Origin of the sequence: Herbaspirillum rhizosphaerae (assembly GCF_001189965.1) — a bacterium.
In the GTDB taxonomy this organism is placed as follows: domain Bacteria; phylum Pseudomonadota; class Gammaproteobacteria; order Burkholderiales; family Burkholderiaceae_D; genus Herbaspirillum; species Herbaspirillum rhizosphaerae.
This window is the reverse complement of the sequence record NZ_LFLU01000018.1, coordinates 35,006-54,315: the sequence shown is the minus strand read 5'-3', so window position 1 is coordinate 54,315 and position 19,310 is coordinate 35,006. Positions and strand designations below refer to the sequence as shown.

Annotated in this window: 17 protein-coding genes; 13 read left to right on the top strand and 4 right to left on the bottom strand. The window is 58.4% G+C overall.

The genetic code is table 11. From position 1 onward, the window contains the following. Positions 1-126: 126 nt before the first annotated feature. The 4 genes from AKL25_RS19950 to AKL25_RS19935 form a co-directional block, all read right to left on the bottom strand. A complete protein-coding gene (locus tag AKL25_RS19950; RefSeq protein ID WP_050479462.1) occupies positions 127-786 on the bottom strand; it encodes an HAD family hydrolase in 660 nt (219 codons plus the stop codon). 64 nt (positions 787-850) lie between these two features. Beyond that, the gene (ubiG, locus tag AKL25_RS19945; RefSeq protein ID WP_050479507.1) at positions 851-1,546 is read right to left on the bottom strand and encodes a bifunctional 2-polyprenyl-6-hydroxyphenol methylase/3-demethylubiquinol 3-O-methyltransferase UbiG; all 696 of its coding nucleotides are present in this window, start codon (positions 1,544-1,546) and stop codon (positions 851-853) included. A 111-nt stretch (positions 1,547-1,657) separates the two neighbouring features. Continuing rightward, complete coding sequence (ompA, locus tag AKL25_RS19940) at positions 1,658-2,281, bottom strand: outer membrane protein OmpA (protein WP_050479461.1); 624 nt, start codon at positions 2,279-2,281, stop codon at positions 1,658-1,660. Positions 2,282-2,562: 281 nt separating this feature from the next. Continuing rightward, on the bottom strand, positions 2,563-3,366 hold the full coding sequence (locus AKL25_RS19935) for an OmpA family protein (protein ID WP_240475806.1): 804 nt from the start codon (positions 3,364-3,366) through the stop codon (positions 2,563-2,565). 215 nt (positions 3,367-3,581) lie between these two features. On the opposite strand from AKL25_RS19935, the gene gyrA reads away from it, so the two are divergent. The 13 genes from gyrA to rfaE1 all read left to right on the top strand — a co-directional run bounded on the left by gyrA (position 3,582) and on the right by rfaE1 (position 19,256). Further along, positions 3,582-6,254: a DNA gyrase subunit A gene (gyrA, locus tag AKL25_RS19930; protein ID WP_050479459.1), complete on the top strand. Its 2,673-nt coding sequence runs from the start codon at positions 3,582-3,584 to the stop codon at positions 6,252-6,254. 162 nt (positions 6,255-6,416) lie between these two features. Continuing rightward, a complete protein-coding gene (serC, locus tag AKL25_RS19925) occupies positions 6,417-7,514 on the top strand; it encodes a 3-phosphoserine/phosphohydroxythreonine transaminase (RefSeq protein WP_050479506.1) in 1,098 nt (365 codons plus the stop codon). Positions 7,515-7,681: 167 nt separating this feature from the next. Further along, positions 7,682-8,755, top strand: coding sequence for a prephenate dehydratase (gene pheA / locus AKL25_RS19920; RefSeq protein ID WP_050479458.1), 1,074 nt, complete (start codon positions 7,682-7,684; stop codon positions 8,753-8,755). An 18-nt stretch (positions 8,756-8,773) separates the two neighbouring features. Further along, positions 8,774-9,880 carry a histidinol-phosphate transaminase gene (gene hisC / locus AKL25_RS19915; RefSeq protein WP_050479457.1) on the top strand — a complete coding sequence of 369 codons (1,107 nt, stop codon included), beginning with the start codon at positions 8,774-8,776 and terminating at the stop codon, positions 9,878-9,880. Positions 9,881-9,892: 12 nt separating this feature from the next. Then, on the top strand, positions 9,893-10,789 hold the full coding sequence (locus tag AKL25_RS19910) for a prephenate dehydrogenase (protein WP_050479456.1): 897 nt from the start codon (positions 9,893-9,895) through the stop codon (positions 10,787-10,789). Positions 10,790-10,898: 109 nt separating this feature from the next. After that, the gene (gene aroA / locus AKL25_RS19905) at positions 10,899-12,230 is read left to right on the top strand and encodes a 3-phosphoshikimate 1-carboxyvinyltransferase (protein ID WP_050479455.1); all 1,332 of its coding nucleotides are present in this window, start codon (positions 10,899-10,901) and stop codon (positions 12,228-12,230) included. 44 nt (positions 12,231-12,274) lie between these two features. Next, positions 12,275-12,937, top strand: coding sequence for a (d)CMP kinase (gene cmk, locus AKL25_RS19900; RefSeq protein ID WP_050479454.1), 663 nt, complete (start codon positions 12,275-12,277; stop codon positions 12,935-12,937). Positions 12,938-13,122: 185 nt separating this feature from the next. Beyond that, positions 13,123-14,838, top strand: coding sequence for a 30S ribosomal protein S1 (rpsA, locus tag AKL25_RS19895; RefSeq protein WP_081493360.1), 1,716 nt, complete (start codon positions 13,123-13,125; stop codon positions 14,836-14,838). A 13-nt stretch (positions 14,839-14,851) separates the two neighbouring features. Next, complete coding sequence (locus AKL25_RS19890) at positions 14,852-15,157, top strand: integration host factor subunit beta (RefSeq protein ID WP_007876341.1); 306 nt, start codon at positions 14,852-14,854, stop codon at positions 15,155-15,157. Between the two features lie 235 nt (positions 15,158-15,392). Then, positions 15,393-15,725: a LapA family protein gene (locus AKL25_RS19885; RefSeq protein WP_050479453.1), complete on the top strand. Its 333-nt coding sequence runs from the start codon at positions 15,393-15,395 to the stop codon at positions 15,723-15,725. A gap of 12 nt (positions 15,726-15,737) precedes the next feature. Then, positions 15,738-16,913 (top strand): lipopolysaccharide assembly protein LapB, encoded by a 1,176-nt coding sequence (gene lapB / locus AKL25_RS19880; protein ID WP_050479452.1) that lies wholly within the window; start codon positions 15,738-15,740, stop codon positions 16,911-16,913. 32 nt (positions 16,914-16,945) lie between these two features. Further along, positions 16,946-18,322, top strand: a complete 1,377-nt coding sequence (locus AKL25_RS19875) for a UDP-glucose dehydrogenase family protein (RefSeq protein WP_050479451.1) — start codon at positions 16,946-16,948, stop codon at positions 18,320-18,322. 4 nt (positions 18,323-18,326) lie between these two features. Beyond that, positions 18,327-19,256 (top strand): D-glycero-beta-D-manno-heptose-7-phosphate kinase, encoded by a 930-nt coding sequence (gene rfaE1 / locus AKL25_RS19870; protein WP_050479450.1) that lies wholly within the window; start codon positions 18,327-18,329, stop codon positions 19,254-19,256. The last annotated feature ends 54 nt before the right edge of the window (positions 19,257-19,310 follow it).

The following is a 19,310-nucleotide window of genomic DNA, read 5'->3' as shown; positions in this document are numbered from 1 at the left end:
CGTGGAGAAGTGCGCTCGCGGCAGGCAAACGCCTTCAATATATTTTGATGTGGCCGGAAGTCGGATGGAAGCGGGCTTCCGGCTGCACTGCAATTGCAATAAATGCGACGATTGAGATCAGGGTGATTATGACCTGATCAGGTCAAGCAGGTGTAGCGGATCGTGCAACAGTGCATCGGCTTCCCATGACGCCGGTTCCGCATGGCCGCAATAGCCCCAGGCAGCCGCCACGGTTTGCATGCCGGCCGCGCGTCCGGCCTGGATGTCGCGCAGGTCGTCGCCGACGTACCAGCAATCCTCCGCAGGCAGCTGCAGGCGACTGGCGGCTTCCAGCAGCGGCGCAGGATGCGGTTTGGTATGCGGTGTGGTGTCGCCGGAGACGATGCAGCCGGCGTGGCCCAGGCCGATCTGAGGCACCAGCGGATCGGTGAAGCGGGATGCCTTGTTGGTGACGATGCCCCAGGCCAGGCCTTGCGCTTCCAACTGTTTCAACAGATCGGGGATGCCGTCGAACAGTTTGCTTTTGACGACCAGGTTCGCTTCGTAGCGGTTCAGGAAGCTGACGCGCAATTCTTCGTAGGCGTCGTCGTCGGGCTTGATGCCGAAGGCGGCGCCGATCAGGCCGCGCGCGCCGGCCGAAGCGACGGGACGGAGCAATTCGTAGGGTGTAGGTTCCAGGCCGCGATCCGCGCGCAATGCATTGACTGCTTCAGCGAGGTCCGGGGCGGTATCGGCGAGTGTGCCGTCGAGGTCGAACAGGATGGCGCGTGGCTTCTTCAGAGGCATTGTGAATTTCTGACGTTGTTGTGGGGACGAAGCCCGTTTATCCGGGCTTCGTTTATGCCAGCGGTTACAGCGGCTTGCGGCAAGCCACCATGTAGTTGACGCTGGTGTCCTGATTGATCGAATACAGTTTGGTCAAAGGATTGTAGGAAAGCCCCTTGATGCCGTCGAGTTCCAGGTCTGCTTCGCGAATGAAACGCGCCAGCTCGGCCGGCGTGATGAATTTGGCGTAATCGTGCGTGCCCTTGGGCAGCATGCGCAGCAAATACTCCGCGCCCAGAATGGCGAACAGATAGGCTTTGGGATTGCGGTTCAAGGTGGAAAAGAATACATGGCCGCCCGGTTTCGCGAGGGCGGAGCAGGCGCGCACGATGGAGGCCGGATCGGGCACGTGTTCCAGCATTTCCATGCAGGTCACGACATCGAATTGTCCGGCTTCACGCGCGGCGAGATCCTCGGCGGCAATTTTTTCGTAGCGGACCTGAACACCGGATTCCATGCCGTGCAAGTCAGCGACTTTCAGGGCTTTTTCGGAGAGGTCGATGCCGGTGACTCTGGCGCCTTTGCGTGCCATGGATTCGGCAAGGATGCCGCCGCCGCAGCCGATGTCGACCACATTCTTGCCGGGCAATGCCGCGCGGGCATTGATCCACTCAAGGCGAAGCGGGTTGATTTCGTGCAAGGGACGAAATTCGGAAGTGGGATCCCACCAACGATGGGCGAGATCGCTAAATTTTTGCAGTTCTAGAGGATCGGCATTCATAGGATGAATGATAGCCGAAGCAATCGGCTTGCTGTCCGACACAAAACAAATTTCCATAAAAAAACCCCGCCGAAGCGGGGTTTAATTCGATTGAAAATCGCGTGCCGGCAATTACTTGTTACGTGTGCCAACAACTTCGATTTCAACGCGGCGGTTCTTGGCGCGGCCAGCTGCAGTCTTGTTGTCTGCGACTGGTTGCGATTTGCCCTTGCCTTCAGTGTAGACGCGGTTAGCTTCGACACCCTTGGAAACCAGGTATGCCTTGACCGATTCAGCGCGGCGGACGGACAGTTTTTGGTTGTAAGCAACCGAACCGACCGAGTCAGTGTGGCCAACAGCGATGATGACTTCCAGGTTCAGACCGTTCAGGTTAGCAACCAGTTCGTCCAGCTTAGCCTTACCGGCTGGCTTCAGGACTGCCTTGTCGAAGTCGAAGAATGCGTCAGCAGCGTAGGTGACTTTTTCCGATGTCGGTGCAGCGGCAGCAGCAGGAGCTGGAGCAGCAGCAGGAGCGGCAGCAGCAGCAGCTACTGGAGCAGGAGCTTCTTCGCAAGGGCCGTTAACAAATGCAGTTTGCCAGCACAGACCGAAACCGCTGCGAGTTACAACGTCACGACCGTCTTGCAGGTACAGGCTGTTTGGACGGACCTTGATGTCCTTGATTTCCTGTGCAGTCGCAGACAGAGCGATGGCTGCGGACGCAGCAGCGAAGACGAGTTTTGCTAATTTGTTCATGTTTCTCCTCTCGGGTGAGATATCCGCAGATAAACTGCGCTACAAAATTACGACATCAAAAAAACGAATAATATCATGTGTTCAGGTCGTCACACGTCCCTTTGCAGGAGCCGTGCAATGAACTTAGCCGCCATTCTGCCACAGGCTGGTGCAATCGGCGAACGTTGCCAAATAGTCCAATCAACGTTTTTAACACTCTGTTGTTTTTTGGTAACAAGACGTTTACCTCTATGAACACACTATATGAGTTGCCAAAAAAGCCAATTTTTGCGTAAAAAACCTTATTTTTCATGCCCTTGCACTGAAATAACCACACGCCGGTCAGGTGATAGGCAGCTTGTTAATTTCTTTCCGGCAAGCTTGTCGCTGCAGTTGGTGATCGGTTCATTATTGCCGGCGCCGACGGTTTGGATCGGTGCGGAAACATTTTTGCCTTTCAGAAACGCAGAAACGGCTTCTGCCCGTTTGAGTGAGATTTCCTGATTATGTTTCTGAGCGCCAAGGCGATCGGCGTGGCCGGTCACGATAATGTTGTCAATCTGGCTGCATGTTTTCAGCTTTTCGACGACTTCCTTATCCAGAATGCCGGCAGCGGCGCTATTCAATTTAGCCGTGCCGAAGCCGAAGGTCTGGTCGCCGCTCAGGGTGACGGTGAAGTTGCAGTTTTCCGCGTCGGCCGGCATGACCTGGCCGGCAGCGCTGATCGCCGTCGGATTGCTGACCAGCGCCGGCGCAATCGGATTGGCGACAGGCGGTTGCAGATCGCCGTCGCAGCCGGTCACCGAATCGGAGGGTGTCCAATAACCCGTGCGCCAGCACAGTCCGTATTGACTGCGCGCAACATTGCCCTGGTTGTCCTGGTTGTAAGCGGACGAGGCGGGCGTCGCCGGGATGTTGGTGAAATTCTGTGCGCCGGCAGAGGCGGCGAGCAGGCTGAGCAGGAGTCCGGCAGTAAATTTATATGACATATTAATTAGTATGTTGAAGCAGTGGCGAGGCGGATTAGGTTGGGATTGGCTGCAAAAGGCGCTGGCAAGGGCCGATTTTGCCGCAAAGAAAAAATGCCTCTTGCTTCGGATTTGCAATTTTTTCAGGGAAGGCTCGCATTTTAATCATAATTGCCGCCTTGCCTCCAACTGTTTATGCCGGCGGCTGCATATTGCTCCAGAGCTAAAACCCGTGGCAACAGGGCTCGCCGTGCTAGAATGCTTGGTTTAAAGTCGCTACCCGCTGTGGACGTTTCCAGCATGCTGTTGCGGGCCTGATTTAACAACCAAGATCAATACCTTCCGACTTGCCAATGGATCAATTCGCCAAAGAAACCATCCCCATTTCCCTTGAAGAAGAGATGCGCAAGAGCTACCTCGACTACGCGATGAGCGTGATCGTGGGCCGTGCTCTGCCGGACGTGCGTGACGGCTTGAAGCCGGTGCACCGCCGCGTGCTGTTTGCCATGCACGAGATGAACAACGTCTGGAACCGCCCGTTCGTGAAGTGTGCGCGTGTGGTCGGTGAAGTCATGGGTAAGTATCACCCGCACGGCGACGCTTCGATTTACGACACGCTGGTGCGTATGGCGCAGGACTTTTCGCTGCGCTACATGCTGGTCGACGGCCAGGGCAACTTCGGTTCGATCGACGGCGACGGCGCGGCGGCGATGCGTTACACCGAGTGTCGCCTCGACAAGATCGCCAACGAGCTGCTGGCCGACATCGAAAAAGAAACCGTCGATTTCGATCCCAACTACGACGGCAAGGAAAAAGAACCTTCGGTTCTGCCGACTCGCATCCCCAATCTGCTGATTAACGGTTCGTCCGGTATCGCGGTGGGTATGGCGACCAACATTCCTCCGCACAACATCACCGAAGTCATCAACGGTGCGCTGCACGTGTTGTCGAATGCCAATTGCACGGTGGATGAACTGATCGAGCTGATCCCCGCGCCGGACTTCCCGACCGGCGGCATCATCTACGGCGTCTCCGGCGTGCGCGACGGTTATCGCACCGGCCGCGGTCGGGTGGTCATGCGCGCCAAGACGCACTTCGAAGAATTCGGCCGCGAAGGCCGTACGGCGATCATCGTCGACGAGCTGCCGTATCAGGTCAACAAGAAGGCGCTGCTGGAACGTATCGCCGAACTGGTGCGCGACAAGAAGCTGGACGGTATTTCCGATCTGCGCGACGAGTCCGACAAGTCCGGCATGCGCGTGGTCATCGAACTCAAGCGCGGCGAAGTGCCTGAGGTCGTGCTGAACAATCTGTACAAGCAGACGCAGCTGCAAGACACCTTCGGCATGAACATGGTGGCGCTGGTCGATCGCCAGCCCAAGCTGCTGAACCTGAAGCAGATGCTGGAATGCTTCCTGTCGCACCGCCGTGAAGTCGTTACCCGCCGCACCATTTTCGAACTGCGCAAGGCGCGCGAACGTGGTCACGTGCTGGAAGGCCTGGCCGTTGCGCTGGCTAACATCGACGACTTCATCGCTATCATCCGTGCGGCGCCGACGCCGCCGGTCGCGAAGACCGAACTGATGGCGCGCGCCTGGGATTCGTCCATGGTGCGCGAGATGCTGGCGCGTACCGGCGCAGAAAACACCGGCGGCATCAACGCCTTCCGTCCGGAAAATCTGCCGACGCACTACGGTATCCAGAACGACGGCCTGTACAAGCTGTCCGACGATCAGGCGCAGGAAATCCTGCAAATGCGTCTGCAGCGTCTGACCGGTCTGGAGCAGGACAAGATCGTCAACGAGTACAAGGAAGTCATGGAGCAGATCGCCGACTTGCTGGACATTCTGTCCAAGCCGGCTCGCGTTACTGCAATCATCACCGACGAACTGAACGCCGCCAAGAACGACTTCGGCATCGGCGCCAAGGACGAGCGCCGTTCGACCATCGAACTCAACGCTACCGACCTCGGCACCGAAGACCTGATCACGCCGCAAGACCTGGTCGTGACCTTGTCGCACACCGGCTACATGAAGTCGCAACCGGTTTCCGAATACCGCGCGCAAAAACGCGGCGGCCGCGGCAAGCAAGCCATGGCGACCAAGGACGACGACTGGATCGACCAGCTGTTCATCGCCAACACGCATGACTACATCCTGTGCTTCTCCAACCGCGGCCGCATGTACTGGCTGAAGGTGTGGGAAGTGCCGCAAGGCTCGCGCAATTCGCGCGGCAAGCCTATCGTCAACATGTTCCCGCTGCAAGACGGCGAAAAGATCACGGTCATCTTGCCGGTTTCCGGCGAGAATCGTACTTTCCCTGAAGACCGTTACGTCTTCATGTCGACCAGCCTCGGCACCGTCAAGAAGACGCCGCTGTCCGACTTCAGCAATCCGCGCAAGGCCGGCATCATCGCGGTCGACCTCGACGAGGGCGACTTCCTGATCGGCGCTGCGCTGACTGACGGTCAGCACGACGTCATGCTGTTCTCCGATTCCGGCAAGGCCGTGCGCTTTGACGAAAACGACGTGCGTCCGATGGGCCGCACGGCGCGCGGCGTGCGCGGCATGAACTTGGAAGACGGTCAGCAGGTCATCGCCCTGTTGGTCGCCGAAAACGAACAGCAGTCCGTTCTGACGGCAACCGAAAACGGCTTCGGCAAACGTACGCCGATCACGGAATACACCCGTCACGGCCGCGGCACCAAGGGCATGATCGCCATCCAGACCAGCGAGCGCAACGGCAAGGTAGTTGCGGCAACACTGGTGGAAGCCAGCGATGAAATCATGCTGATTACCACCGGCGGCGTGCTGATCCGTACCCGCGTCGCGGAAATCCGTGAAATGGGTCGCGCAACGCAAGGCGTGACGCTGATCGCAGTGGAAGACGGCACCAAGCTGAGCGGTTTGCAGCGTGTGGTCGAGTCCGATGCCGAAGAAGACAAGGCTGAAGACGATGTCGAAGGTGCTGTTGGTTCCGAAGGTGGCGATGCTGCTGCCGGCGAAGGCGACGCACCTGCGGAATAAGCCGGGCTGAACAGAAAATGACCGGCTGATGGCCGGTCATTTTCATCCTGCCGCACTTATTGTTTTGTTTGTTCCGCCTGTTTGCCGGGCTTTCTGTTCCTGTCTTTCCTGCTTGCGTTCTTGTATCGTTGCTTCGTCTTTTCTTTATTTTTATCCTGGATCATGGTCTACAATTTTTCCGCTGGCCCGGCCGTATTGCCGAAAGAAGTATTGCAGCAAGCTGCCGATGAAATGCTGGACTGGCACGGCAGCGGCATGTCCGTGATGGAAATGAGCCATCGCGGCAAGGAATACATGTCGATCATCGAAGCAGCATTGCGCGATATGCGCGAGCTGTTTGCGGTTCCATCCGATTACAAGATCCTGTTCCTGCAAGGCGGCGCCATCGCCGAGAACGCCATCATCCCGATGAATCTGGCGGCGCTGCGCGGCAAGACCGGCGTTGCCGATTACGTCAACACCGGTTCGTGGTCGACCAAGTCGATCAAGGAAGCGCGCCGTTATTGCGAGGTCAATGTCGCCGCATCGTCCGAGGCGGAGAAGTTCGCCAGCATTCCGGCGCGCGAGTCGTGGAAGCTGTCGCGCGATGCCGCCTACGTTCACCTGTGCACCAACGAAACCATCGACGGCGTCGAGTACCAGTTCACGCCTGACGTTGCTGCCGATACCGACAATGCGCCTATCGTCGCCGACATGTCGTCGCACATTCTGTCGCGCGCGGTGGATGTTTCCAAATATGGGGTCATCTACGGCGGTGCGCAAAAGAATATCGGTCCGGCCGGCCTGACCATCGTCATCGTGCGCGAAGACCTGCTGGGCCATGCCTTGCCGATCTGTCCTTCCGCTTTCAACTGGAAAATCGTCGCCGACAACGACTCCATGTACAACACGCCGCCGACCTACGCGATTTACATCGCCGGCCTGGTGTTCCAGTGGCTCAAGCGCCAGGGCGGCGTGGCCGAGATGGAGCGCCGCAATATCGCCAAGGCGGACTTGCTGTACAACTATCTGGATAGCACTGAATTTTATAAAACCCGCATTGCCAGGGACTGCCGCTCGCGCATGAACGCGCCGTTTTTCCTGCATGACGAGACATTGAACGAGACATTCCTGACCGGCGCCAAAGAGCGCGGTCTGCTGCAGCTGAAAGGCCACAAGTCGGTCGGCGGCATGCGCGCATCGATCTACAACGCGATGCCGATTGAAGGTGTTGAGGCGCTGGTGACGTATCTCCGCGACTTCGAACAAACTCACGGCTGAGAGCGACTGGCAAAGCACCGCTGGCGGCGTTGCGCCTCCTTGCCGTGCTAGCGCACTGTCTGCGTCGGCGCGCCTTGCCACCGGCGCTTTGTCAGCCGCTCTCCGAGAGCCGGATGGAAAAACGTTTCCTGTAACGGCCGGAATAAGACTGAATCAGAAAGACCTCTATGAGTGACGATAAACTCTTACCCCTGCGTCAGAAAATCGACGCTATCGATGCGCAAATCCTCGATTTGCTGAACCAGCGCGCCCGCGTTGCGCAGGAGGTCGGCCATGTGAAGGCCGAGACCAATGCGCCGGTGTTCCGTCCCGAGCGAGAAGCGCAGGTGTTGCGCAAGGCGGCCGAGCGCAATCCCGGCCCGTTGCTGGGCTCTGACATCCAGACCATTTTCCGCGAAGTCATGTCGGCTTGCCGCGCGCTGGAAAAGCGCGTCGTGGTCGCCTATCTCGGCCCGGAAGGCACCTTCAGCGAACAAGCCGTGTATCAGCAATTCGGCCACGCCGTCGAGGGCTTGCCTTGCGTTTCCATTGACGAAGTGTTCCGCGACGCTGAAGCCGGCACTGCCGATTTCGGCGTGGTGCCGATCGAGAATTCTTCCGAAGGCGTGATCAACCGCACGCTGGATCTGCTGCTGCAAACCACGCTGCGTATCAGCGGTGAAATTTCGATCCCGGTGCATCACAGCCTGATGACCAAGGACGGCGGCATGCAAGGCATCACGCGCATCTGTGCGCATTCGCAGGCGCTGGCGCAGTGCAATGCGTGGCTGAATCAGAACTACCCATCGATCGAGCGCCAGGCCGTGGCATCGAATGCCGAAGCGGCGCGCATGGCCGGCGAAGATGTCACCGTAGCCGCCATCGCCGGCGAGATCGCCGGGCAGAAATACAGCCTGCAAACCGTCAACGCGCATATCCAGGACGATCCGCACAACCGCACGCGCTTTGCGGTGATCGGCCGTCTGCAAACTGCGCCGTCGGGGCGCGACCAGACCTCTATCGTGCTGTCGGTGCCGAACAAGGCCGGCGCGGTCTACAACCTGCTGGCGCCGCTGGCAAAACATGGCGTGTCGATGACGCGCTTCGAGTCGCGTCCGGCGCGCATGGGGGCGTGGGAATATTATTTCTACGTCGACCTTGAAGGCCATGAGCAAGACGAAAAAGTCGCCAAGGCGCTGGCCGAATTAAAAGAGAACGCTGCTTTCTTCAAGCTGCTGGGCTCTTATCCTTTCACCGTTTAAGTCATACGAAGGTTCATCATGTCCACACAATTTGGTCCGGATTACGTGCGCGCGCTCGCGCCGTATCAAGCAGGCAAACCGATCGCCGAAGTTGCGCGCGAGTTCGGCCTGGAAGAGAGCAAGATCATCAAGCTGGCATCCAACGAAAACCCGTTGGGCATGCCGGAGTCGGCCAAGCTGGCCATGCAGAAGGCCGTCGCCGATATCGGCCGCTATCCCGATGCCAACGGCTTCGACCTGAAGGCCGCCATCAGCGCCAAGTACAACGTCCCGCAAGACTGGATCACGCTCGGCAACGGCAGCAACGACATCCTGGAACTGGCGGCGCATGCCTTCGTGCAGCCGACACAGTCGGTGGTCTACGCGCAATACGGTTTCCTGGTCTATGCGCTGGCGACACAAGCCGTTGGCGCACGCGCGATTGAGGTCAAGGCCAAGGATTTCGGTCACGACTTGCAAGCCATGGCGGCGGCCATCGCCGACGATACGCGCCTGATCTATATCGCCAATCCGAACAATCCGACCGGCACCTTCCTGCCGCCGGCGGAGCTGGATGCTTTCCTCAAGGCGGTGCCGCAACATGTCGTGGTGGTGATCGACGAAGCCTACAACGAATACCTGTCCGCCGATTTGCAATATGAGTCGACCGACTGGGTGCGCACTTATCCGAATCTGATCGTCTCGCGCACCATGTCCAAGGCTTACGGGCTGGCCGGTCTGCGTGTCGGTTTTGCGATTGCGCAGCCGGGCGTGACCGATTTGCTCAACCGCATCCGCCAACCGTTCAACGTCAATTCGCTGGCGCAGGCGGCTGCGGTTGCTGCACTTAACGACAAGGCATTCTTGCAAAAGAGCGCCGAGATCAATGCGCAGGGCTACCAGCAACTGATCGCTGCATTCGACGCGCTGGGCTTGAAGTACGTGCCGTCGTACGGCAACTTCGTGCTGGTCAAGGTGGGCGATGACGAGGGCGCCGGTGCGCGCGTCAACCTGGCATTGCTGAAGAAGGGCATCATCGTGCGCCCGGTCGGCAACTACGGCTTGCCGCAATGGCTGCGCATCACCATCGGCCTGCCGGAAGAAAATGCTGCGTTTATCGACGCATTGAAAGTCGTTCTGGGCTGAAGGCTGAACATAGTGAAGAAAATAGTTGTCTTTGGCGTCGGCCTGATCGGCGGTTCGTTTGCACTGGCATTGAAAAAAGCCGGCGCCGTAGAGCGCGTGGTCGGTGTCGGTCGTACGGAAGCATCGCTGGCGCGCGCAAAGGAACTGGGCATCATCGATGAACTCAGCACCGATGTCGCCGATGCCGTGCAAGGTGCGGACCTGATCATGCTGGCGGCGCCGGTTGCTCAGACCGGTGCGATTCTGGCAAGCATTGCGCCGCATCTGCAGCCGGGCACCGTCGTCACGGATGCCGGCAGCACCAAGGCCGATGTCGTTGCCGCCGCGCGCGAAGCCCTGGGCGACAAGATCGCGCAATTCGTGCCGGGGCATCCGATCGCCGGACGTGAACAAAACGGTCCGGATGCGGCCTTGGACGATCTGTACGTGGGCAAGAAAACGGTGATTACTTCCTTGCCGGAAAACACCGAACAGGATATCGATCGTGTGGCGCAAGCCTGGCAGGCCTGCGGGGCGCTGATTCATCGCCTGACTCCGCAGGAGCACGACGCCGTCTTTGCGTCGGTCAGTCACTTGCCGCACTTGCTGGCCTACGCGCTGGTGGACGACATCGCGTCGAAGCCGCATGCGCCGATTCTGTTTCAGTACGCCGCCAGCGGCTTCCGCGATTTCACGCGCATCGCCGGTTCCTCGCCGGAAATGTGGCGCGATATTTCGCTCGCCAATCGCGCCGCTTTGCTGCACGAGCTAGACGCTTATCTGGTCCAGCTGATCCGCATGCGCAAGATGCTGGTCGAGCGCGACAGCGACGGCCTGGAAAAAATTTACGCAAATGCCCAGCAGGCACGGCACAATTGGTCTGTAGCGATCGAAACGGCCGAGCGGCAAAGTAAAGAGGGCGGCGATTAAGCCGTTGGCTAGCTGTCTTTCCGCCATCGCCGAGCCGAAGTATTTTCGCTGTCAGTCTGCTATCAGCCTGTTATTAATCCGCTATTAACCTTGTGAACCACGAATTCCGATGAAGCAAGCTTCCTATCCACATCACATCGATCTGGCGCCTGTCGCCCACGTACAAGGTACGGTCAAGTTGCCGGGCTCCAAGAGCATCTCCAACCGCATCCTGCTGCTGGCGGCCTTGTCGCGCGGTACGACGAAAATCATGGATCTGCTGGCCTCCGACGATACGCTGGTGATGCTGATGGCCTTGCAGCAGCTGGGCGTCAAATGGGAGCAGGTCGACGGCACGCAGGATTACATCGTGCATGGCGTGGACGGCGTGTTGCCGGTGCACCAGGCGGATTTGTTCATGGGTAATGCCGGCACCGCGATTCGTCCGCTGACGGCGGCGCTTGCGGTCATCGGCGGCGACTACACCTTGCACGGCGTGGCGCGCATGCATGAGCGTCCGATCGGCGATCTGGTCGATGCCCTGAACGACGTCGGCATGCAGATCGAATACACCGGCAATGCCGGCTATCCACCCCTGCATATCCGCCGCGGCATGCTCAATGCGCATCGCATGAAGGTGCGCGGCAACGTGTCGAGTCAATTCCTGACGGCGCTGCTGATGGCGGCACCCTTGATGGCCAAGAGCGAGCCGATGACCATTGAAGTCGTCGGCGAGCTGATTTCCAAGCCTTACATCGAAATTACCCTGAACCTGATGCGCCGTTTCGGCATCGAGGTGCAGCGCGACGGCTGGCAATCGTTCACGGTGGCGGCCGGCCAGCATTATCAGAGTCCGGACGTCATCCATGTCGAAGGTGATGCGTCTTCCGCGTCCTACTTCCTGGCGGCCGGCGCGATTGCCGGCGGACCGATCCGGGTGGAAGGCGTCGGCAAGGACAGCATCCAGGGGGACGTGCGCTTTGTCGAGGCCTTGCGCCAGATGGGCGCGACCATCACCATGGGCGATAACTGGATCGAGGCCTCATCCAATGGCGTGTTGAAAGCCATCGATACCGACTTCAACCACATTCCCGACGCCGCCATGACGATCGCAGTGGCGGCCTTGTACGCAGACGGCACCAGCGTCCTGCGCAATATCGCCAGCTGGCGCGTCAAGGAAACCGACCGTCTGGCTGCCATGGCGACCGAATTGCGCAAGCTCGGCGCGACCGTGGAAGAGGGGGAAGACTATCTGAGCGTGACGCCGCCCGCGCAACTGACCCCTGCGACCATCGATACTTACGACGACCATCGCATGGCGATGTGTTTCTCGCTGGCCTCGCTTGATGGCGCCGCGCGCCAGGGCACCCGCGTGCGCATCAACGATCCGAAATGCGTGGCCAAGACGTTCCCGGACTACTTTCGGGTGTTCGAGCATATTGCCGAGCAGACACTGATTTGATCGGCCAGAGTTTTTACTGATTTCACTGATAAACGGGGATTCCCATGAACGCGGCAACTATTCCCGTCATTGCCATCGACGGCCCGACTGCATCGGGCAAAGGTACGGTGGCGCAAAAAGTAGCGCAACATCTCGGCTTCCACTATCTGGATTCGGGCGCCTTGTATCGTCTGACTGCCTTGTCCGCGATCCGTCGCGGCGTGGCGATGAATGACGAACACGCCCTGGCCAAGAGCGCCGAGCATCTGAATTGCCATTTCGACGGCGGCCATATCTTTCTCGCCAACGAAGATGTCACGCAGGCAATCCGGGCGGAAGAAGTCGGCAATACAGCTTCAAAAATTGCTGTTTTATCAACGGTTCGCCATGCTTTGTATGGCTTGCAGCTGGGTTTTCGCAAGGCGCCCGGCCTGGTTGCCGACGGTCGCGACATGGGTACGGTGATCTTCCCGCATGCCCCGTTGAAGGTCTTTTTGACCGCCAGCGTGGAAGCCAGGGCGCAAAGACGCTATAAGCAATTGATTGACAAGGGTTTTCCTGCTAATATGGAAGACCTCTCGAAGGATTTGAGGGAGCGTGATGCACGGGACATGAATCGTGCGTCGGCGCCTCTCAAGCCGGCGGAAGGGGCATATCTACTGGATACTTCCGACATGACAGCCGATGCGGCGGTCAAGCAGGTGCTCAGCTGGTACGCGGCTTTATAAGCGTTTTATTAGCAGTTGTTGCTGTTTTATTTGTTGTTTTGCAATGCCATTGGTGCTCGCCAGATGCAAAGTCCGGCGAGTGTTGATAAACCTAAACCCAATATTCATCGCCCTTTGCGTGCATCGTCAGCAGTTTGATTTCTGCAAATCGCGACCGGATACTGGCCAACACCTTTCTTAAATCTATGTCTACCACTACTGTCCTGGCTCCTGGAGCCGCTGGCGCTGATGCATTTGCAGCGCTGTTTGAAGAATCGCTGTCACGTCAAGACATGCGTTCTGGTGAAGTCATTTCGGCTGAAGTCGTCCGCCTCGACCATAACTTCGTTATCGTCAACGCCGGCCTGAAGTCCGAAGCCTTCATTCCTATCGAAGAATTCAAAAATGACAACGGCGAACTCGAAGTCAACGTCGGCGATTTCATCTCCGTCGCGATCGAATCGCTGGAAAACGGTTTCGGCGACACTATCCTGTCGCGTGACAAGGCCAAGCGTCTGGCATCGTGGCTCTCGCTCGAAAAAGCGATGGAGTCCGGCGAGATCGTCGTTGGTACTGTCAATGGCAAGGTCAAGGGCGGCCTGACCGTTCTGACCAACGGTATTCGTGCCTTCCTGCCAGGTTCGCTGGTGGATACACGTCCGGTCAAGGATACAACGCCTTTCGAAGGCAAGACCCTGGAATTCAAGGTTATCAAGCTGGATCGCAAGCGCAACAACGTCGTGTTGTCGCGTCGCGCCGTCATCGAAGCATCGATGGGCGAAGAGCGTCAAAAGCTGATGGAAACCCTGAAAGAAGGCACTGTGGTTACCGGTGTCGTCAAGAACATCACCGACTACGGCGCGTTCGTGGATCTGGGCGGTATCGACGGCCTGTTGCACATCACCGATCTGGCATGGCGTCGTGTGCGTCACCCATCGGAAGTGCTCACAGTCGGTCAAGAGATCACTGCCAAGGTCCTCAAGTACGATCAAGAGAAGAACCGCGTTTCGCTGGGCGTCAAGCAACTGGGCGACGACCCGTGGACAGGTCTGTCCCGTCGTTACCCACAAGGCACACGCCTGTTCGGTAAGGTCACCAACCTGACCGACTACGGCGCATTCGTCGAAGTCGAGCAAGGTATCGAAGGCCTGGTGCACGTTTCCGAAATGGACTGGACCAACAAGAACGTCGCGCCTAACAAGGTTGTTCAGCTGGGCGACGAAGTTGAAGTCATGGTTCTGGAAATCGACGAAGAGCGTCGCCGTATCAGCCTGGGCATGAAGCAATGCAAGCCGAATCCTTGGGATGATTTCGCGATCAGCCACAAGAAGGGCGACAAGGTCAAGGGCGCCATCAAGTCGATCACCGACTTCGGCGTGTTTATCGGCCTGACCGGCAACATCGACGGTCTGGTTCACCTGTCCGACCTGTCCTGGACTGAAACCGGCGAAGAAGCTGTCCGCCGCTTCAAGAAGGGCGACGAGCTGGAAGCCGTTGTTCTGGCAATCGACGTCGAGCGTGAGCGCGTTTCCCTGGGCGTCAAGCAACTGGAAGGCGATCCGTTCAACAACTTCGCTGCAATGAACGACAAGGGCGCACTGGTTACCGGTACCGTCAAGTCGGTCGAGCCTAAGGGCGCAGTGATCCAGTTGTCCGACGAAGTCGAAGGCTACCTGCGTGCATCCGAAATCTCGCGCGACCGCGTTGAAGATGCCGGTACCCACCTGAAGGTCGGCGACAGCGTTGAAGCACTGGTCATCAACATCGACCGCAAGGCACGCAGCATCCAATTGTCGATCAAGGCAAAGGACAACGCTGAGACTCAGGAAGCAATGCAAAAGATGTCTTCGGACTCCAGCGCCGCTTCCGGTACCACCAGCCTGGGTGCACTGCTGAAGGCAAAGCTCGACAACAAGAACTGATTAGTCGAGCATAATGACCAAGTCTGAGCTGATCGCTCGCCTGGCTGAGCGTTATCCGCAACTTGTCGCCAAGGATGCGGATTACGCGGTCAAAACCATCCTCGATGCAATGGTCGATGCACTTGCAACCGGCCAGCGTATCGAGATCCGTGGTTTTGGCAGCTTTGCGTTAAATCGCAGGCCGCCTCGCATCGGTCGCAATCCCAAGTCGGGTGACAAAGTGATGGTGCCGGAAAAGCGCGTACCTCATTTCAAGCCCGGCAAGGAATTGCGTGAGCGTGTCGACGCCATGGTGGGGCAACCCATCAAGGAAGACTAAGTTGTTGCGCCTGCTGCAGAGCAAGCGGGACCGTTGAGCGCACTGAGTGTAAATAGCGCTTAACAAATCAAACGGCATCTTTGGATGCCGTTTTTTTTCACGTACAATTTCAACTCTGCCGTATCGGCGATCCGGTTAAACAGGTTTCCTGCCGTTTGATCGTCCGTGCAGCATGCTGTACCTTGTCGCCAGGCCATTGCGGCCGGGCCAATACATCAAAAAAAGGATTAGCGCCATGAAGATAATTTCAAGACTGATTGCGGCCATCCTGTTTATTCTTTTCTTTTTCTTTGCGCTGAAAAACACGCAAGAAATCACGCTGCATTTCTTCCTCGGTTATGAACGCACCGATCCGCTGGTGCTGGTCTTGCTGGTCTGCTTCGTCGGCGGCGCCATTCTGGGCGTGCTGGCCATGACGCCGGTCGTGTTCCGCCATCGCCGCGAAGCTTCCAGGCACAAGAAAGCCGTCTCGACGCTGCAGAAAGAACGCGAAGCGCAGCAGCTGGCGCAGATCCAGCCGCCGCAACCGGATAGCATTGTTCCTGTTCCACCGCAGCATCTCATCTAAAAAAAGATTTTTATGGAATTTGAATTCTGGTGGCTGCTGGGTATTCCCGTCTTCTTCGGGCTGGGCTGGATTGCGGCGCGTGTCGATATCAACCAGTTGATTTCCGAATCGCGCACCTTGCCGCGCGGTTACTTCAAGGGATTGAATTTCCTTCTGAATGAACAGCCGGACAAAGCGATCGATGCGTTCATCGAAATCGTCAAGCTGGATCCGGAAACGGTCGACCTGCACTTCGCGCTGGGCAATCTGTTCCGCCGCCGCGGCGAAACCGAACGCGCCATCCGCGTCCACCAAAACTTGCTGGCGCGTCCCGATTTGCCGGCTGAGCACAAGGCGCATGCGCAATACGAACTCGGTCAGGATTACCTGAAAGCGGGCTTGCTGGATCGTGCGGAAGAAACCTTCCATCTGCTCAACGACACGCAATATGGCGCCCAGGCCGGTCGCGCCTTGCTGGAAATTTATCAACGCGAAAAAGAATGGGCGCGCGCCATCAAGGCCGCCGAGACCTTGCAAGCCTCCGGCGCAGGCGGGCGGCAAAAGGAAATCGCACAGTTCTATTGCGAACTGGCGGAAGATGAGCTGGTGCACACCAATCCCGACGCCGCCATGAACATGCTGGAAAAAGCGCTGGCCACGGACCGCAAGAGCGTGCGCGCGAATATCCTGCTGGGCGACGTTTATCTGGCCAAGGGCGATGTGGAAGCGGCATTGCTGGCCTGGCGCCGGGTCGAGCACCAAAGCGTGCCGCATGCCGCCTTGGTGGCGCAGCGTTTGCTCGACGGCTATCAAGCCGTAGGTCGCATGAAGGAGGGCTTGAATTTGCTGCGCGCCTATCTGGCCGAAGCTTCTTCCATCGATTTGCTGGAAGTGGTTTTCAAGGCGGTGCTGGAGCTGGAAGGCGTTGAAGCGGCCAACCAGCTGGTGAGCGATGAGCTGCGCCGTACGCCTACCTTGCTGGGTCTGGACAAATTCCTGGAAGCGCGCATGATCAATGCGCCGGCGGAAATCCGTCCTGAGTTATCGGTGGTCAAGACGCTGGTGCACAGCTATACGCAAAAGCTGGCGCGCTACCAGTGCACGCATTGCGGCTTCAAGGCGCGCCAGTTTTACTGGCATTGCCCCGGCTGCAATCATTGGGAAACCTATCCGCCGCGCCGTACTGAAGAATTGAATGTGATGAACTAGAGTGCTCAGGCGCTCGCATCTGTAGGAATACTATGAAAATTACCATTATCGGCACCGGCTATGTCGGGCTTGTTACCGGAGCCTGCCTGGCAGAGCTGGGCAACGATGTGTTTTGCCTGGACGTCGATCAGTCCAAGGTCGATATCCTCAACAACGGCGGCATTCCTATCCATGAGCCGGGATTGGAAGACGTCGTGGCGCGCAACCGCGCTGCCGGCCGCCTGACGTTTTCTACCGATGTCGCCGCCAGCGTAGCGCATGGCGATGTCCAGTTCATCGCAGTGGGCACGCCTCCGGATGAAGACGGCTCTGCCGATCTGCAATACGTCCTCGCAGCGGCGCGCAACATCGGCAAGTACATGACCGGTTTCAAGGTCATCGTCGACAAATCGACGGTGCCGGTCGGCACGGCCGATCGTGTGCATGCAGCGATCCGGCAAGAGCTGGAACAGCGTGCTGTCAAGGACGCGTCCTTCTCGGTGGTGTCCAATCCGGAATTCCTCAAGGAAGGCGCCGCGGTTGAAGACTTCATGCGTCCGGATCGCATCGTCATCGGTCACGACAATACGCCGGAAGGGCAGCAGGCGTATTCGACGATGAAGAAGCTGTATGCTCCCTTCAATCGCAATCACGAGCGCACCTACTGGATGGATGTGCGTTCCGCGGAGTTCACCAAGTACGCCGCCAACGCCATGCTGGCCACGCGCATCTCGTTCATGAACGAACTGGCCAATCTCGCGGACAAGGTCGGCGCCGACATCGAGGCTGTGCGTCACGGCATCGGCTCCGATCCGCGTATCGGCCACAGTTTCCTGTACGCCGGCTGCGGTTACGGGGGTTCGTGTTTCCCGAAAGACGTGCAGGCGCTGGAACGCACGGCGCGCGACTACGGCCAGGAATTGCATATCCTGCGCGCAGTGGAGCAGGTCAACAACAACCAGAAGCACGTGCTCGGCAAGAAGGTGGTGACGCGCTTCGGTGAAAATCTGCAAGGCAAGCATTTCGCCATCTGGGGCCTGGCGTTCAAACCGAATACCGACGACATGCGTGAAGCCTCTTCGCGCGTCTTGCTGGGCGAACTGATCGAGCGCGGCGCCACGGTCGCCGTGTATGATCCGGTGGCCATGAAGGAAGCCCGGCGCGTGCTGGCGCTGGATTTTGCCGATAACCAGGAAGCGCTGGCGCGTATCCGTTTCTGCGAAAGCCCGATGGATGCGCTGCAGGATGCGGATGCACTGGCCATCGTGACCGAATGGAAGGCGTTCAGAAGCCCCGATTTCGATCAGCTCAAGCGCAAGCTCAAGAACCCGGTCATCTTCGATGGCCGCAATCTGTTTGAGCCGCAAGTGATGGCCGACATCGGCGTTGAATATCATGGCATCGGCCGTTCCATCCTGACCAAGGCGTAAGTTCATGGCGACAACACTTTCTTCCGCGAACAACGCCCGTATCCTGATCGTCGGCGACGTCATGCTGGACCGCTACTGGTTCGGCGAAGTCAATCGCATCTCGCCGGAAGCGCCCGTGCCCGTGGTGCGCGTCGAACGTCGCGAAGAGCGCCTGGGCGGCGCCGCCAACGTGGCGCGCAATGCCGCGACCCTGGGTGCGCAAACCGGCCTGCTTGGGGTCATCGGGCAGGACGAGGCCGGTTCGGTGGTCGAGGGCCTGCTGTCCGAGCTGGGCATCGACAGCTACCTCAATCGCGATCAGGCCATCTCGACCATCATCAAGCTGCGCGTGATCGGCCGCCAGCAGCAACTGGTGCGGGTCGATTTCGAAGATGCGCCGACCGACACCGTACTGCGCGACAAGCTGACGCAATACAATGCGCTGGCCGGCAATTATGACGTCATTATTCTGTCCGACTACGCCAAGGGCAGCCTGGTCAATGTCGCCGACATGATCAGCGTCGGCCGCAAGCTCGGCAAGCGGATCCTGGTGGATCCCAAGGGCGATGATTTCTCGCGCTACAAAGGCGCTTCCATCCTCACGCCGAACCGTTCCGAACTCATCCGGATTGTCGGCCAGTGGAAGACCGAAGAGGAGCTGACTGCAAAGGCGCAGAACCTGCGCCAGGCGCTCGAACTGGAGGCCCTGCTGCTGACGCGCTCCGAAGAAGGCATGACGCTGTATCTGGAGAACGAGGTCGTCAATTTCCCTGCCGTTGCGCGCGAGGTATTCGACGTCTCCGGCGCCGGAGACACGGTGATTGCGACCCTGGCCGTGATGCTGGGGAACGGCGCGGCGCTGCCGGAAGCGGTTCGGATCGCGAATCTGGCCGGCGGCATCGTGGTCGGCAAGCTGGGGACGGCGACGGTTACGCGCGAAGAACTTTCGCTCTAATTTATTCTGGTTTTATTTGGTTGTTTTTTAGTCAACTATTGTTCCGAGGCATCG